A 15,614-nucleotide genomic window follows, 5' to 3' on the forward strand; every position below is an offset into this window, starting at 1 on the left:
CAGCGGCCTGATCGAAGCCATCGGCGACTGGGTCCTGAACCGCGCCTGTCAGGAAGCCGCCGGCTGGCCGGACAAGAGCCTTCGTGTCGCCGTCAACGTGTCCGCGGCCCAGTTCATGGCCGGAGAAACCCACAAGAAGGTTGCGCGCGCCCTGCGGGATTCAGGTCTCGATCCGTGCCGTCTTGAAATCGAGATCACGGAAAGTCTGCTGATTTCGAATACCGACGCGGTCGTTGAAACCCTCAACCAGATCCGCGATATGGGTGTCTCGATCGCCATGGACGACTTCGGCACCGGCTATTCGTCGCTGAGCTACCTGAGCCGTTTCCCCTTCGACAAGATCAAGATCGACCGGTCCTTCATCCACAATCTCGGCAAGGACGCCGGCACCGATGCCATCGTCACTTCGATCATCGGCCTTGGCCGCTCCCTTGATGTCCTGATCACCGCCGAAGGCGTGGAAAACCAGGAACAGGTTACCCTGCTGCGCGCGGCCGGCTGTAACCTCGTCCAGGGCTATCTTTTCGGCCGACCGGGATCGGTGGAAGCCCATGCCAATTTCATGGCCCGCAACGACCCTCGGCCGGCAATGGTCCATACCAAGGCGCATGCGAGCATCGCGCAGGCCGCCGAAGAACTCGCCGATACAGAGATCGAGGCAGCGGACCAAGAGCAGAACGCGCAGCCTCAGCCTCCCGTCAGCGCGACGGGCTGAGCGTCAGCCGTTGGTCGACTGGTTCACCCGCGCAATCAGTTCCTCACCGGTTTCCTTCCGCTCCGAATAGCGGTCGACCAGATAGTCTTTCCGCCCACGCAGGAGCAGCGTGAATTTCATCAGCTCCTCCATGACATCTCGACCACCCGGTTATAGAGCCCGGAAGGGTGCATCCGGCCATCCTCGTCAAACTGCTGGAAAGCCTTGGGCACGGAGGACTGGTTCGGGATGGTGAACATGCGCATCCAGCGGCCGAGCACCCGCATCTGGTTGAGCGCGTTGAACGACTGGGACCCGCCGGAGACCTGCATCAGCGCCAGCACCTTGCCCTGGGTCGGACGCACGGCGCCGATACTGAGCGGGATCCAGTCGATCTGGGCCTTCATGATGCCGGTCATGGCCCCGTGGCGCTCCGGCGAACACCAGACCTGGGCTTCCGACCAGGCGCTCAATTCGCGCAGTTCCTGAACCTTGGGATGGTCCGGACCGGTATCGTCCGGTAACGGCAGGCCGGACGGATCGAAGATCCGCGTCTCCGCGCCGAAAGACTGAAGCAGCCGCGCCGCCTCCTGGACGAGAAACCGACTGTAGGACCGCTCGCGCAAAGACCCGTAGAGAAGCAGGATGCGCGGCGGATGGCTCAGCTCCGCAGGCGTTTCCAACGTCTGCCGGTCGATCGGCCGGAAGTGTTCGGCGGCGATATTGGGAAGATCGGAACAGTCTGGCTTTTCTGTCGTCACCGTCACGCGCCCTTCTTCACCACCTCGCCGTCCTCCTTGACGAAGTCTCCGATGTCCTGCGGCAGCAGGTCCAGAACCGTTTCGGACGGCCGGCACAGACGGACACCCTTCTCGGAGACCACGATCGGGCGGTTGATCAGGATCGGATGTTCCATCATGAAATCGATCAATTCGTCATCCGACCACTTGTCTTCGCCAAGCCCCAGTTCGTCGTAGGGTGTCCCCTTCTGGCGCAGAACTTCGCGCACAGGCACCCCCATGCGCTTGATCATGCTGACCAGTTCTTCCCGGCTCGGCGGGGTCTTCAGATATTCGACGACGGTCGGCTCGACACCCGCCTTGCGGATCATTTCCAGCGTGTTGCGTGAGGTGCCGCACTTCGGGTTGTGGTAGATGGTAATCGTCATTTGGTCAGGTAACCTCTTCGTTGGCCGGCGTCGCAACGCCACAAATTTCCGGTCTGCCACCGCAGCAATCCTCGGTCAGAAAACCGAGCAGACCGCGCATCCGATCGAAACAAACCGTATAATAGATCCGCCGCCCGTCGCGCCGGGACGTCACAAGCCCGCCGCGTTCGAGCGCCGAAAGATGGAAGGACATGCGCGTCGGCGCCACCGACAACCTGTCCGCGACATCCCCCGAAGCCATACCCGCCGGCCCTGCCTTCACCAGAAGCCGGAAGGCCGCGAGCCGATCTTCCTGGGCAAGCGCTGCCAATGCGGCTATGGCGGTGTCATCCTTCATATTTCGACATTACAAGAATATTTGTAATATTCAATGGCAGGATAACGATTGATCCCTTTGCTCCGGATTCGATTGACCGAGATCACATGGCAGCAGCAGCGCGGGCGGCCTGGTCGTAATTGCCCGAAACCAGGCGCAGGGTTGCGGCAAGGCGGGAGAGTTCATTCTCGTCGAGCCCAAGCGCCTTCATCGGCTTGACCAGAAGCGCTTCCCGCAAGCGGCGGTATTCCAGGCAAGCCGTTTCGCCGCTTTCGGTGATTTCCGCCGTCTTCTCCTTGCCGCGCCGGCCGGATTTGATCAGGCCGGCCTTTTCCAGCTTCTTCATCGCATAGGTCACTGTATGTGTGTCCTCGATGTTGAGCACGAGGCAGATATCGGACAGGGTCTTCGGGCGTCCGCGATGATTGATCGTATGCAGGACAAGAACGTCGAGCGGGCTCATGCCTTCGGTGCCCGAAGCGGCCATGCAGCGCACCATCCAGCGGTGATAGGCATTGACCATCATGGTCACTGCGAACTCGACTTCGGAAAGCGCCGGCATGGCGCCGGACGCCAGATGGGCCGACGACACCACAGGGCCGATGCTGGCGGGCTGATCCGGCGTCTTGTCACTCATTGGATATGTCCTTGTCCTCCCAACCGCCTCGCAACCGGCTGGCTTCTTTGCGCCCCTTCTAATGCGACATCATGTTCTGGGGCAACCACAGAGCCAGTTCGGGGAAGATGACGATCAGCACCACGGCCAGGATCATCAGCAGGAAGAACGGCAGGGCCATTCGCGCGACCTTGAAGATGTTGTGGCCGGTCATGCCCTGCAGCACGAACAGGTTGAAGCCCACAGGCGGCGTGATCTGGCTCATTTCCACGACCAGCACCAGGTAGATGCCGAACCAGATGAGATCGAGACCGGCCTGTTCGACCATGGGCAGGATCACCGACGTGGTCAGCACGACGACCGAAATCCCGTCCAGGAAACAGCCGAGCACGATGAAGAACACCGTGAGCGCCGCAAGCAGCTGCAGCGGCGACAGGCCGAGCGAACCGATCCAGCCGGCCAGTTCCCGCGGGATACCGGTAAAGCCCATGGCGACGGTCAGGAAGGCAGCACCCGCCAGGATGAAAGCGATCATGCAGGACGTCCGTGTCGCCCCCATCAGGGCGTCGGTGAAGCTCTTCTTCGTCAACGTGCCGGAGCCCCAAGACAGAAGAAGCGAAAGAACCACACCAATGGCGGCCGCTTCGGTCGGCGCGGCGAGGCCTGCGTAGATCGAACCGATCACACCGGCAATCAGGGCGATCACCGGGAACAGGCGGCGGGTGGCCTTGACCCGGTCCCAGAATGGAATCTGCGGCTCCTTCCCCGGCATCTTGGATGCATTGAGCGTTGCCCAGATCGCCACATAGCCCATGAACAACACGCAGAGCATGGCGCCCGGAATGACGCCAGCCATGAACAGACGGGCGATGGACTGCTCTGTGGCGGCCCCGTAGACGATCAGGATGATCGACGGCGGGATCAAAAGGCCAAGCGTGCCGGATCCCGCCAGCGTGCCGATGGCCATGCGTTCGTCATAGCCACGCTGCTTCAGTTCCGGCAGGGACATCTTGCCGATGGTCGCGGTGGTCGCCGCCGACGAGCCGGAGACAGCGGCGAAAATCCCGCAGCCCAGGATATTCACATGCAACAGCCGTCCAGGCAGGTTCCGCATCCACGGCGAAAGGCCGGCGAACATGTCCTCCGACAGCCGCGAGCGGAACAGGATCTCGCCCATCCAGATGAACATCGGCAGGGCGGTCAGGTCCCAGGAATTGGCCGCCCCCCACACGGTGGTTGCCAGAACCGGGCCGGCGGGAGCCGACACCAGAAACATCATGGCGATCAGCGCGACACCGAAGAGCGCCACAGCGACCCAGATACCGGTGGCCAGCGCCGCCAGCATCCCCAGTCCCAGGAACAGGGCGATAAGGGAGAGATCCATTATTCCACTCCCTCAATCGCATCGCTGAGGTCGGCCGCCTGATAACTGACCGGCCTGCCCCGCAACGCGCATAGAAAATCATCGAGGATCGAAATCGCAAAAACAGCCAGACCCGTGGTCATCACCAGTTGGGGAACCCACAGCGGAATGGGAATGATGCCGAAGGAAACCTCGTTATAGACATAGCTGTCATTCACCATCCAGCCTGCATGCCAGGTGAAGAAACCGACGAGAACCAGCGCCACGCCAAGGCACCAGACCTCAAAGGCCCTCGCGACCGGTGCCGAGACATGCTGCAGCAGGATGGACACCCGGATGTGGTCTCCCATGCGCAAAGTGGAGGCCAACGCCAGGAACGAAGCGCCAACCAGCAGGAACCCGGCGATCTCGGCAAGGGAAGGAACCAGAAGGCCGAGTGGCTCAAGGCCGATCAGCTTTCGAAACCCGTCGATGAGCCGGCAGGACACCTGGATGACGACAAGCGTGGCAATCGTTACGAGGCAGGCAGCGGCCAGTCCGCCGGCCAGACGGTAAAGCGCATTGAGAAAGGCGCGCATCGGCAGGGTCTCCCGCACGGACAGGAACCATTAGAGCGACCTGCGTCCAAGTTGACTCAACTCACTCTAACAAAAGAGCCGGGCGTGTTGCCCGGCTCTTTCATAGGATCACTTACTTGGAAAAGGTTTCGATGATCGCCTTGCCATCGTCACCGGCGCTGTCCTGCCATTCGGTAACCATGGTCGCACCGATTTCCTTCAAGGAGGACTGCAGCGCCTCGGAGGGAGCCGCAACCGTGATGCCGTTGTCCTTCAGCATCTGGGTCTTTTCAGCTGTTTCCGCCTTGGAGGCTTCCCAGCCGCGGGTTTCCGCGGTGGCAGCGGCTTCCATGACGGCAGCCTTTTCCGCGTCGGAGAGACCGTCAAAGGCCTTCTTGTTCACGAACACCATGTTCTTCGGCAGCCAGGCCTGGGCATCGTAGTAATGATCCAGGTAGTCCCAGGCCTTGGAGTTGGCACCGGTCGACGGCGAGGTGATCATCGCTTCGACGCGGCCGGTGGAGAAAGCGGTCGGCAGATCCGGCACTTCCACCTGGGTCGGCACGGCACCGGCCAGCTGGGCGATCCGTTCGGTCGACGCGTTATAGGCGCGGAACTTCAGACCCTTCAGGTCATCGATGGTGTTGATGTCCTTCTTGGCATAGATGCCCTGCGGCGGCCCACGGCACGGCAAAGAGCAACTGCAGCCCCTGCTCACCGAGTTTCTTTTCCAGGTACGGCTTGGACGCCTGGTAGAGCTTGAACGCGTCGTCATAGGAGGTTGCAACGAACGGCACGGAATCCACGCCGAAGACCGGATCTTCGTTCGACAGGCGCGACACCAGCACTTCGCCGATCGGCGCCAGGCCCCTTGCGGACCGCGTTCTTGATTTCCGGATGCTTGAACAGCGAGCCGGCGGAATGGATCTGAATGGTCAGCGAACCGCTAGTCTTGTCGGAGACGTCCTTGGCGAACTCGGCGATATTGACCGTGTGGAAGTTGCTGTCGCCATAAGGCGTCGGCATGTCCCACTTCGTCTGCGCGGAAGCAGAAGCAAGGCCCGAAAGACCGATAACGGCAGCAGCGGCAAGGCGCACGCCTGCCTTTGAAAAATGGCTTAGATGCAGCATGTTATACTCCTCTTGGAAGCGGGACTTTTGTCCTCGTTCGGTGACCCGGCAGGCCCTTCCCGCCCCTTTGACAAGAAGGCAAAACCAAGTCCAGATGACAGGCTAGACGTAGCGGAAAGAAATATCAACAATTTATCGACAAATTGTAATTGTTCGCATTATTCTTGAATACGACAATCGATGCACGGGGGAGAAAACGCATGGCCGTCCGATACGAAATCCTGGTCCCGGGCTCGAGCCTCGCATTCGACGGCGGCTTCTTCGGCATCTCCTCGATCGTTCTCATCGAGACCGGCGGCAAGCGGGCGCTGTTCGACTGCGGCCACGGCACCACCCGCAGAATGCTGCGTGAACGGCTCGCCGGGCTCGATCTGGGCCCTGGACGACATCGACCTTCTGATCTTCTCACACGGGCATTTCGATCACGTCCTGAACCTGGACCTGTTTCCAAAGGCGCCGATCCTGATGAGCCTTGACGAACGCGACTATGTCGAAACGCCGTTCGAAGATGACTTGGTAACGCCCCGCTTTCTGCCCGCCTTGCTTTCAGACCGTGACGTCCAGCTGATCGACGGCGAGGCCGAAATCCTGCCCGGCGTTACATCCTTTCCGACCCCGGGCCATGCACCGGGGCATATCTCGCTTGAGCTTGCCACCGACGACGGACCCGTCGTCCTTGCGGCCGATGCCTTGAAGACCGCCCGCGAAGCCCTTTCCGGCATCCCGGACATGGAGATCGATCCGCAGAAGCGCGGCAAGGCGGCAATTCAGGAAGTGCTGCGCCGGGGAAAAGTGATCGTGCCCGGCCACCACCCGACCCTCTACAAGGATGAGACCGGCAAACTCACCTGGAGCGACCTCCAGGAGATGCCGCTCCTGATCCGTTAAGCCGTCAAGCTTTGGGGCAATCTTGAAGCGGGCACCCTTGCAAGTCTCCAGAACCCTGCGCAAGGCGATGAGAAAGTATCCGGCCGGAGCCAGCGCGATCAGCGAAATCGGTACGACGACGCCGTAACCCCGGCTGATGAACATCACGGCGGTCACGACGAACAGCGATAGCCGCTCATAGCGCAGAAAACCGCCTTCCATCCCAAGCCGGGTAATCAGCACCAGCGGCACGACCAGCAGAGCCGTGTCGTAATCGAGAAAATAGGGCGAAGCGACACCCGCACCCGCCACCAGCAGCGCACCTTTGAGCGCCATCGGGATCGGACGGGTCCAGGCCCAGATGACCGAGAGGAGAACGCCGCCGGCCGCAGCGACCTGCACCCCCATCGCGATTTGGGCTGTCACCCCGAACTGTCTCAAAAAGCCGTAGGGCGAGGCGTATTTCTGCATGGGAACGCAAGCCTCGAGCAGGCAGCTTTTGACGAAATCCATGCTCGCCAGAAACGCGATCCAGGATTCCAAGCCGAAAAGAAGCACACTGAGCAGGGCAATACCGACGCTGGTTAAAGCCGCCGAGAAAAACGCCCGGTACTCCCTCCCCGCCAGAAGGGCGAAGGGAATAAGCAGCCCCATGTGGGGCTTATAGGCCAGAAGCCCTATCAGGACGCCGGCCAGCAGCGGCCGCCCTCGTTCAAGACCGACAATCGCCCCGCCGATCAGGACCGCGTTCAGAATGCCGTTCTGGCCGTAGAGGACACAAAAGAGCACGCCCGGAAACACAAGCGCCATCCATCCCGCCTGACGGCACTTGGCAAGCAGTGCACAGACACAGGCCAGCAGCGCCAGACCAAACGCCTGAAACGCGATCGCGGCTACCGGATAGGGAACGAGCGCGAACGGGAAGATATAGAGAAACCAGGTCGGCGGATTGAAAAAGCCGAGCCCTGTCTTTCCGAACACGTCCTTCTGGAAATCGACAAAGGCATGAAAATCGTAAGGGGTCAGGAAATCGCCCTTGAGCGCGAAATGGGAACCGCTCCAGAAGGCGATGAAGTCGCTGAAGAAATTGTTTGAAATCCCGAGCGGACGGTTTGCCAGTTCGATACCGATCCGCGCCGCATACACAAACAGGATAAAGACAGCGACACCTTCGAGCAAAGACCTGGAACCGAGAAGACCTTCTATCCGGTCGAGAGCGCCGGTACGGCCTGCCGGATTTCCAGTTTCAGTCTGCGCCATCGCCGGCATGTCCCCGATCATCAATTGAGCCTCCTGCTATACCGCGAACGCTTTAAAATCGGCTAAACAGGCGGAAATTGAGCGCCGCAACATTTTTTCATCGACAATTTATCGATAAAATGTAAACGTAAGATCAAGGCAAGGCTGGCAGTGGCTGGAGGAATTTGCGGCTGCAGGTGAGAATGCGGTAGCCATGCCGGCAGGACGACGACAATCAAAAGAGGGAAAGAACATGACGGCCAAATGGGATTTCTGGATCGATCGCGGCGGCACCTTCACCGATATCGTCGGCCGTGCGCCGGACGGCAGCATCCATCCCCACAAGGTGCTGTCTGAAAAATCCCGAGGCCTACCGCGACGCCGCCATCCAGGGCATCCGCGAGCTGATGGGCATCGAGACCGGGGCAGCGATCCCATCGGACCGGATCGCCACTGTCAAGATGGGTACAACGGTTGCCACCAACGCCCTGCTGGAGCGCAAGGGCGAGCGTACCGCTCTGTTCATCACCAAGGGTTTCCGCGACGCGCTGGAAATCGGCTATCAGGCCCGTCCCGACATCTTCGCCAAGGAAATCATCAAGCCGGAACTGCTTTACGAGCAGGTCTTCGAAATCGACGAGCGCGTGCGCGCCGACGGTGCACTCGAAACCCCACTCGACGCCGACGGCGGTAAAAAGGCCCTGCAGGCGGCCTATGACGACGGCATCCGCTCCATCGCCATCGTGCTGATGCATGCCTATGCCTTTCCGGACCACGAGGTGAAACTGGCAGCAATCGCCCGCGAGATCGGCTTCCCTCAGATTTCGGTCTCCCACGAGGTCTCGCCGCTGATGAAGCTGGTCGGCCGCGGCGACACCACCGTCGTCGACGCCTATCTGTCGCCGATCCTGCGCCGCTACGTGAACCAGGTGCAGGAAGAACTGGGCGAAGGTCCGCGGCTGATGTTCATGCAGTCGTCCGGCGGTCTGACCGCAGCGGATCTGTTCCAGGGTAAGGACGCGATCCTCTCCGGCCCCGCCGGCGGCGTCGTCGGCGCGGTCGAAACCTCCAAGATGGCCGGCTTCGACAAGATCATCGGCTTCGACATGGGCGGCACCTCGACCGACGTCTGCCATTTCGACGGCGACTACGAACGCGCCTTCGAGACCGAAGTTGCCGGTGTGCGGATGCGCGCGCCGATGATGATGATCCACACGGTCGCAGCCGGCGGCGGCTCGATCCTGCATTACAAGGACGGACGCTTCCAGGTCGGCCCGGATTCCGCCGGCGCCAATCCGGGTCCCGCCTGTTACCGCCGCGGCGGCCCGCTGACGGTCACCGACGCCAATCTGATGACCGGCAAGCTGGCCCCGGACTTCTTCCCGAAAATCTTCGGCCCGAACCGAGACGAACCGCTGGACGAAACCGCGGTCAAAACCAAATTCGCCGAGCTGGCTGACAAGATCGGCGACGGCCGGTCTCCCGAAGACGTCGCCGACGGCTTCCTGAAGATCGCCGTGGAGAACATGGCCAACGCGATCAAGAAGATCTCCGTCCAGCGCGGCTATGACGTCACCGAATACGCCCTGACCTGCTTCGGCGGCGCCGGCGGCCAGACCGGCTGCATGGTCGCCGACACGCTCGGCATGACCACGGTGATCGTGCACCCCTTCTCCGGCATCCTCTCCGCTTACGGCATGGGCCTTGCCGACATCAGCGCCAGCCGCCAGCAGGCGGTCGTCAAACGGCTCGAACAGAACCTCCTGCCCGAACTCGACAAGCTGCGCGGCGAACTTGCGGCGATCACGGAAGCCGAGCTTGCATCACAGGAGATCGGCCCTGACGCACGCCAGACCCGCACCATCGTGCACCTGCGCTACGAGGGCACCGACACGCCGCTGCCGGTCGAGCTCGCAGGCCTCGACACCATGCGCTACGCCTTCGAGGAAGCGCACAAAAAGCAGTTCGGTTTCGCCTATGAGGAAAAGCCGGTTGTGGTCGAGGCGCTGGAGGTGGAAACCTTCGGCGGCGGCGCGGGCATTTCCGAACCGGATCTGGGACTTTCCGGAGAGATCCCCGCAGCGGTCACGGCGACGAAATTCTTCTCCGACGGTGCCTGGCACGAAGGCTGCATCTACAAGCGCGATGCGCTCACGCCCGGCATGACCGTCGACGGTCCTGCCCTGATCATCGAACCGCATGCGACCATCGTGGTCGAACCCGGCTGGCAGGCGCAGATTAACGCCAAGGACCACGTGATCCTCAACCGCGTCGTTCCGCTCGCCCGCGCCGAGGCCATCGGCACCCATGCCGATCCGGTCATGCTGGAAGTGTTCAACAACCTGTTCATGTCGATCGCTGAGCAGATGGGCGTGACCCTGCAGAACACCGCCTATTCGGTGAACATCAAGGAACGGCTCGACTTCTCCTGTGCGGTCTTCGACCATGACGGTGCGCTGGTCGCCAACGCGCCGCACATGCCCGTGCATCTGGGCTCCATGGACCGCTCCGTGGAAACCGTCATCAAGCTCAACGAGGGCAAGATCAAACCGGGCGACGTCTTCGCCCTCAACGCGCCCTATAACGGCGGCACCCACCTGCCCGATATCACGGTGGTCTCGCCGGTCTTCGATGATGACGGCAAGGAGATCCTGTTCTGGGCGGCCTCGCGCGGTCACCACGCCGATGTCGGCGGCTCCGCGCCCGGCTCCATGACCCCGCGCGCCACCACCGTGGACGAGGAAGGCGTCCTGTTCGACAATTTCAAGATCGTCGATCAGGGCCAGTTCCGCGAGGCGGAGCTGGTGGAGCTGCTTACCAACCACCCCTACCCGGCCCGCAACCCACACCAGAACGTCGCCGATCTCTCCGCCCAGATCGCGGCCAATGAAAAAGGCATCCAGGAACTGCGGAAGATGGTCACCCACTTCGGCCTCGACGTGGTCCAGGCCTATATGGGCCACGTTCAGGACAACGCGGAAGAAAGCGTTCGCCGGGTGATCTCGGCCCTGAAGGACAGCGAATACGAATACCCGACCGACCAGGGCTCGGTGATCAAGGTGAAAATCACCGTCGACAAGGCGAACCGCGAAGCGACCGTCGACTTCACCGGCACGTCGGGCGTGAAGCCGAACAACTTCAACGCGCCTGAGCCTGTGACCCGCGCGGCGGTGCTTTACTGCTTCCGGGTGATGGTGGAAGGCGACATCCCGATGAACGCCGGCTGCCTCAAGCCGATCCGCATCGTCCTGCCGGACGACTGCATGCTTCGGCCATCCTATCCGGCCGCGGTGGTGGCCGGCAACGTGGAGACCTCGCAGCACGTCACCAACGCGCTCTTTGCCGCGCTCGGCGCCATGGCCAACAGCCAGGGCACCATGAACAACCTGACCTTCGGCAACGACACCTACCAGTACTATGAAACCATCTGCTCCGGCTCCCCGGCCGGTCCCGGTTTCAACGGCACCGACGGTGTCCATGTCCACATGACCAACTCGCGGCTCACCGATCCGGAAGTGCTCGAGTTCCGCTTCCCCGTGCTCCTTGAGGATTTCCATATCCGCAAGGGCTCCGGAGGAACCGGCAAGTGGCACGCGGGCGACGGCACGAAGCGCACCCTGCGCTTCCTGGAAAAGATGGATTGCGCCATCCTCGCCTCCCACCGCACCATTCACCCCAAGGGCCTGGACGGCGGCACCGACGGCGAACTCGGCCGCACCGAAGTCCGTCGCCTGGACGGCAAGGTCGAAGTACTGGAAGGCTGCGACCAGACCATCCTGGAAGCGGGCGAAGCCGTCACCGTCATCACCCCGACCTCGGGGGGATGGGGCAAGGCCTGATCGATCAGGGTCAGAACCCAATAATCTATTATTCTCATGGCCCGGGGCGCGAACATGCGCTCCGGGTTTTCTATTCCCGCCACTGCACCAACACGAAACAGAAACCTGCCGCGATCGTATTTCGTTGGCAGCAGACTTCCTGCGCATCCCGAGGCATCAGCCGACCAAATTGCGACAACCTCACCCAGTAGTGGAAATATTTTCGCCCACACTCATAATTTTAACAGAATGGAAACACTACTAAACTGTAAAATGATGGAACGTATTCGGCTACACATGGCACTATTACCAATATAAAAAATAACCAGAGGAAACCAAAAGGTAAAATATAACTATAATTGAGAAGCGAACTCACGGAATCCGGAAATATCGCGCCAGTAAACATATGCGCACATCCAACCGATTCACCGCAACTGACGGGTTAAAATGAACATCATCGCTTTTCGGTCGGTATCCTCCAAGATCCTGGCGCTGGTCGCCCTCCTGAGCCTCGCGCTTGTTATTGTCGCGGTTGTCGGCATCTATCAGATGAGCCGGATCGGCGGCGAGCTCTACGCGATCGCCGAAGAGGATATCCCCCTCACGGAAACCGTGAGCGCAGTTACCGCGCATCAGCTCGAACAGGCCGTCATGCTGGAACGGATGTTGCGCTTCGGCGGCATCAAGAGCCACGATGCCGAAGAAGGGTTCCACACCAGCGTTCAGCGCTTCGAAGAACTGGCCCTGGAAGTCGACAAGGTCATTGCTTCGGCGGAGACCCTCGCCCGTCGCGGCCTGGACCATGCAGCGACGGCCGAAATGAAAGACAAATTCCGGACCGTGCTTGCCAGCCTGGAGAAAATCCACACCGAGCACGACCGCTTCAACGAGGATTCGCGCCAGGTCACCAAACTGATTGAGGGCGGCAGGATCGAGGAGGCGAGCACGCTTGCCGAAACGGTTGAAGCAGAAGAAGAAAGCCTCGACCACGAAATGGTCGCGCTGATGACGGATCTGCAGGCCTTCACCGCCAAAGCGGCCTTGTCGGCCGAACAGCACGAAATCGCCGGCATCCGCCAGTTGATCATCGTCTCCCTCGTTTCCATTCTGGTCGGCGTCGGCCTATCGCTGATCCTTTCTATCAAGTCGATCAGCCGCCCGCTCAAACGGGTCACGCACGCTCTGAACCGGCTCGCCGAGGACGACACCTCGATCGAATTGAAAACGGGCGGCGCAGACGAAATCGGCCAGCTCACCCGGACCTTCGCCAACTTCCGCGAAAAGACAATCGAGATCAAACGCCTCCAGGCCCAGGCCAAGGAAGAAGAAGAGCGCATCGAGCGGGAAAAGCGGGAAGTCACCCTGCGCATGGCCGATGAGCTGGAAAGCACGGTCAAATCTGTTTCCGACCGGATCGGCGAGGCCGTGAATGAACTGGCGATGACAGCCAACCGCATGTCTGCAACCGCCGTTCAGACCTCCGAGCGCGCCAACGGTGTCGCCAGTGCGGCAGAGCAATCCTCCACCGGGATTCAATCGGTCGCGGCCTCCACGGAAGAGCTGGTTACCTCGATCCAGGAAATCAGCCGGCAGGCTTGTTCGGCAATGGAGCTGGCGACCGCGACCAACGAACGTGTCGCCGCCTCCAACAAAACGGTCGAAGGCCTGTCCCATTCCGCGCAGAGCATTGACGCGGTGGTGAAGCTCATCAACGACATCGCCGATCAGACCAATCTGTTAGCCCTGAATGCGACCATCGAAGCGGCCAGAGCGGGTGAGGCCGGCAAGGGCTTTGCGGTCGTTGCCTCGGAGGTCAAGGCGCTCGCAAACCAGACGAGCAGCGCCACCGAAGAGATCAGCCGGCAGATCAAGGAAATGCAGACCGGCTCCAGCCAGACCGCCGAAGCCATCATGGCCATTGTCGAAGCGATCACCGACATGAACCAGCAGATCACCGGCATCGCCTCGGCCGTTGAAGAACAGAACTCCGCCGCTGCGGAAATATCGCGCTGCGTGACCGATGTCGCCCAGGGCAGCAGCGACATCACGACCAGCATCAGCGATGTCAGCCACGGTGCGACCGATTCCAGCGCCGGTGCCCAGCAGGTCCTCGACACGGTAGGCATGCTTTCGGATCAATCGGCACAGCTCCAGCGCGAGCTTGACGGTTTCCTTCTGAATATCCGCGCGGCCTGACCGCTTCAGTCTCTCCGGATCGGGGAACCGGTAGCCACACCGGTTCCCGTCATAACGCTCTCAGAGTCGAGGTTAGCTCCGCGCCTTTTTAGCCAGGTCCACCAGTACCCCGCGCACCTGATCCGGCGTTTGCAGAGGTTCATCGAACCAAAGGCGCCGGACATCATCGCCGGCGGCAAGGTCCAGCCCTTCCGGATCCAGGGTGGCGAGCCGCCAGTTGGCGGGATCGGCGCCGCACAGGACCTCCGCATAGAGCTTGACCGCATCGCTGTGGTCGGCGTTCATATGGGCGACGGCTCCGGCCTCCATCTCCGCAAACTGCATCCAGTCCCCTTGCAGGGCCAGGTCCTCGCGCTTGAGTTCATAGGCCTTGCCGAAACCGCCGTTCAGACTGGCACGCTCCATCTCCAGCCGAAAAAAGGCGAAATCGCCGAAATCGACATAGAGTTCCGCCTTGGGATTGCGCGCAAGATAGCGCCGCCGCAGCCGGGCGTGATCGTCGCTGCCCCGCTCGATGCGCCGGGCTTGCGTAAACAGGGTGATCCGCGCATGGGCGAGCGGATCGCCCTTGCCCGGCTCGCCGACCAGTAGGGATGATCGTGGATCGGCCAGAATGGCCGCCGTATGGCCTGAAAGCGTGGATGTGAGGATCACCGGTGTGCCGTCGATATCGGTTGCCAGCGCAACCCGGCTGGCAAGGGGATGGCCGGTCACCGGTTCGATCGCGGCAAGTGCACCGAAGCGCGCGCTACGGATCAGCTCTCTTGCCAATCGCCGCGCCGTGTCGTCGGTCTCACGCAAGACATCTTTCTTCTTTTCCGGTTCCTGGTTCGGGGCCGTCATGGCTACTCCTTGAATGCGTCCGCGTTAAAACCCGTTCCTCTCTCTCCATCGCGGCGGACCATAGCACTCCACCCGAAAGAGTGGAGGCATTTTCCGTGGTCGGATGCCGTTTGAGAAACCTGAACGCCAGATGAACGCCGGCCTCAGGATCGGTTCAGTGCCGTTCAGGCAAATTGGTTTCATCAAATCACGGCGACCCGACACGAGCCTCGGGACAGCCCCAAGGAGCCAAGACCATGACCACGATCACCACACGCGTTCTCGCAATCGCTCTGTCCGGCGCCCTGCTTATGCCGGCGATCTCCACCGCCGAGGCCGGTCCCCGCCATGGCTGGAACGATCATCGCGGTGGTTGGAACGATCACCGCGGCGGCCGGGATCGCCATCAGCCCCAGCATCGCCACGGCGGACACAAGAAGAAGAACAATGATGTCGGCGCGGCGGTTGCCGCAGGCATCATCGGCCTTGCCGCCGGCGCCATTCTGCTGGGCGCCACCAATCAGAGAAGTTATGCGGAACCGGCTCCGAACTACTATCCGCCGACGCCTTATCCGGGCCGCGTGTCCGGCACCGGCTACCAGCCCTGGAGCCCGGCCTGGTACGACTACTGTTCCTCCAGGTTCCGCACGTTCAATCCGTCGACCGGCACCTACACGACCTACCGGGGCGAGCAGAAGTTCTGCCAGTAACCGGCACGAATTCCGCCCGGGCACCTAGACCCGTCCGGCACCAGGTCAGCCGAACTGACCAATTGCCAATGGACGCAGCCTGACGGCAGCAAGGGACCGTTCTCCCCGGCGGTCCCT

The 15,614-nt window shown here is 61.3% G+C and carries 14 protein-coding genes and 3 pseudogenes; 7 read left to right on the forward strand and 10 right to left on the reverse strand.

Annotated elements, in window-relative coordinates:
- Window positions 1–715 (forward strand): EAL domain-containing protein (locus tag ABIN98_RS16715; protein WP_346911720.1); only part of this gene is annotated, 715 nt, incomplete at its 5' end.
- 3 nt (window positions 716–718) lie between these two features.
- Here ABIN98_RS16715 and arsH read toward each other — a convergent pair.
- From arsH to ABIN98_RS16755, 8 genes and pseudogenes are all read right to left on the reverse strand, one after another.
- Window positions 719–1,392, reverse strand: a pseudogene (gene arsH / locus ABIN98_RS16720) (arsenical resistance protein ArsH).
- A 65-nt stretch (window positions 1,393–1,457) separates the two neighbouring features.
- Window positions 1,458–1,862 carry an arsenate reductase (glutaredoxin) gene (arsC, locus tag ABIN98_RS16725; protein WP_346911721.1) on the reverse strand — a complete coding sequence of 135 codons (405 nt, stop codon included), beginning with the start codon at window positions 1,860–1,862 and terminating at the stop codon, window positions 1,458–1,460.
- 4 nt (window positions 1,863–1,866) lie between these two features.
- Window positions 1,867–2,199 carry a metalloregulator ArsR/SmtB family transcription factor gene (locus ABIN98_RS16730; protein ID WP_346911722.1) on the reverse strand — a complete coding sequence of 111 codons (333 nt, stop codon included), beginning with the start codon at window positions 2,197–2,199 and terminating at the stop codon, window positions 1,867–1,869.
- A gap of 82 nt (window positions 2,200–2,281) precedes the next feature.
- Window positions 2,282–2,815 carry a winged helix DNA-binding protein gene (locus ABIN98_RS16735; protein WP_346894284.1) on the reverse strand — a complete coding sequence of 178 codons (534 nt, stop codon included), beginning with the start codon at window positions 2,813–2,815 and terminating at the stop codon, window positions 2,282–2,284.
- Window positions 2,816–2,873: 58 nt separating this feature from the next.
- On the reverse strand, window positions 2,874–4,178 hold the full coding sequence (locus tag ABIN98_RS16740; RefSeq protein WP_346911723.1) for a TRAP transporter large permease subunit: 1,305 nt from the start codon (window positions 4,176–4,178) through the stop codon (window positions 2,874–2,876).
- On the reverse strand, window positions 4,178–4,735 hold the full coding sequence (locus ABIN98_RS16745) for a TRAP transporter small permease (protein WP_346911724.1): 558 nt from the start codon (window positions 4,733–4,735) through the stop codon (window positions 4,178–4,180). Before ABIN98_RS16745 ends, ABIN98_RS16740 begins: the two co-directional genes overlap by 1 nt.
- A gap of 112 nt (window positions 4,736–4,847) precedes the next feature.
- Complete coding sequence (gene dctP, locus ABIN98_RS16750) at window positions 4,848–5,432, reverse strand: TRAP transporter substrate-binding protein DctP (protein ID WP_346911725.1); 585 nt, start codon at window positions 5,430–5,432, stop codon at window positions 4,848–4,850.
- A 53-nt stretch (window positions 5,433–5,485) separates the two neighbouring features.
- Complete coding sequence (locus ABIN98_RS16755; RefSeq protein ID WP_346911726.1) at window positions 5,486–5,845, reverse strand: hypothetical protein; 360 nt, start codon at window positions 5,843–5,845, stop codon at window positions 5,486–5,488.
- Between the two features lie 200 nt (window positions 5,846–6,045).
- On the opposite strand from ABIN98_RS16755, the gene ABIN98_RS16760 reads away from it, so the two are divergent.
- Window positions 6,046–6,321, forward strand: a complete 276-nt coding sequence (locus ABIN98_RS16760) for a hypothetical protein (protein WP_346911727.1) — start codon at window positions 6,046–6,048, stop codon at window positions 6,319–6,321.
- Entirely contained in the window at window positions 6,281–6,733 is a 453-nt protein-coding gene (locus tag ABIN98_RS16765; RefSeq protein WP_394701538.1) for an MBL fold metallo-hydrolase, read from the forward strand. The genes ABIN98_RS16760 and ABIN98_RS16765 overlap by 41 nt, the downstream gene beginning before the upstream one ends.
- Window positions 6,734–7,009: 276 nt before the next feature.
- Here the strand turns inward: ABIN98_RS16765 and ABIN98_RS16770 are convergent.
- A pseudogene (locus ABIN98_RS16770) lies at window positions 7,010–7,993 on the reverse strand (glycosyltransferase family 87 protein); the annotation flags it as partial.
- 211 nt (window positions 7,994–8,204) lie between these two features.
- On the opposite strand from ABIN98_RS16770, the pseudogene ABIN98_RS16775 reads away from it, so the two are divergent.
- The 3 genes and pseudogenes from ABIN98_RS16775 to ABIN98_RS16785 form a co-directional block, all read left to right on the forward strand.
- A pseudogene (locus ABIN98_RS16775) lies at window positions 8,205–8,270 on the forward strand (hypothetical protein); the annotation flags it as partial.
- Window positions 8,266–11,790, forward strand: a complete 3,525-nt coding sequence (locus ABIN98_RS16780; RefSeq protein ID WP_394701531.1) for a hydantoinase B/oxoprolinase family protein — start codon at window positions 8,266–8,268, stop codon at window positions 11,788–11,790. The pseudogene ABIN98_RS16775 and the gene ABIN98_RS16780, both read left to right, overlap by 5 nt.
- A gap of 426 nt (window positions 11,791–12,216) precedes the next feature.
- Window positions 12,217–13,965 carry a HAMP domain-containing methyl-accepting chemotaxis protein gene (locus ABIN98_RS16785; protein ID WP_346911729.1) on the forward strand — a complete coding sequence of 583 codons (1,749 nt, stop codon included), beginning with the start codon at window positions 12,217–12,219 and terminating at the stop codon, window positions 13,963–13,965.
- 72 nt (window positions 13,966–14,037) lie between these two features.
- Here the strand turns inward: ABIN98_RS16785 and ABIN98_RS16790 are convergent, their stop codons facing one another.
- A complete protein-coding gene (locus ABIN98_RS16790) occupies window positions 14,038–14,808 on the reverse strand; it encodes a HugZ family protein (protein WP_346911730.1) in 771 nt (256 codons plus the stop codon).
- A gap of 236 nt (window positions 14,809–15,044) precedes the next feature.
- Here ABIN98_RS16790 and ABIN98_RS16795 point away from each other — a divergent pair, with 236 nt between their 5' ends.
- Complete coding sequence (locus tag ABIN98_RS16795) at window positions 15,045–15,497, forward strand: BA14K family protein (protein ID WP_346911731.1); 453 nt, start codon at window positions 15,045–15,047, stop codon at window positions 15,495–15,497.
- Window positions 15,498–15,614: the final 117 nt, after the last annotated feature.

This window comes from uncultured Roseibium sp. (assembly GCF_963675095.2).
Lineage (GTDB): Bacteria > Pseudomonadota > Alphaproteobacteria > Rhizobiales > Stappiaceae > Roseibium.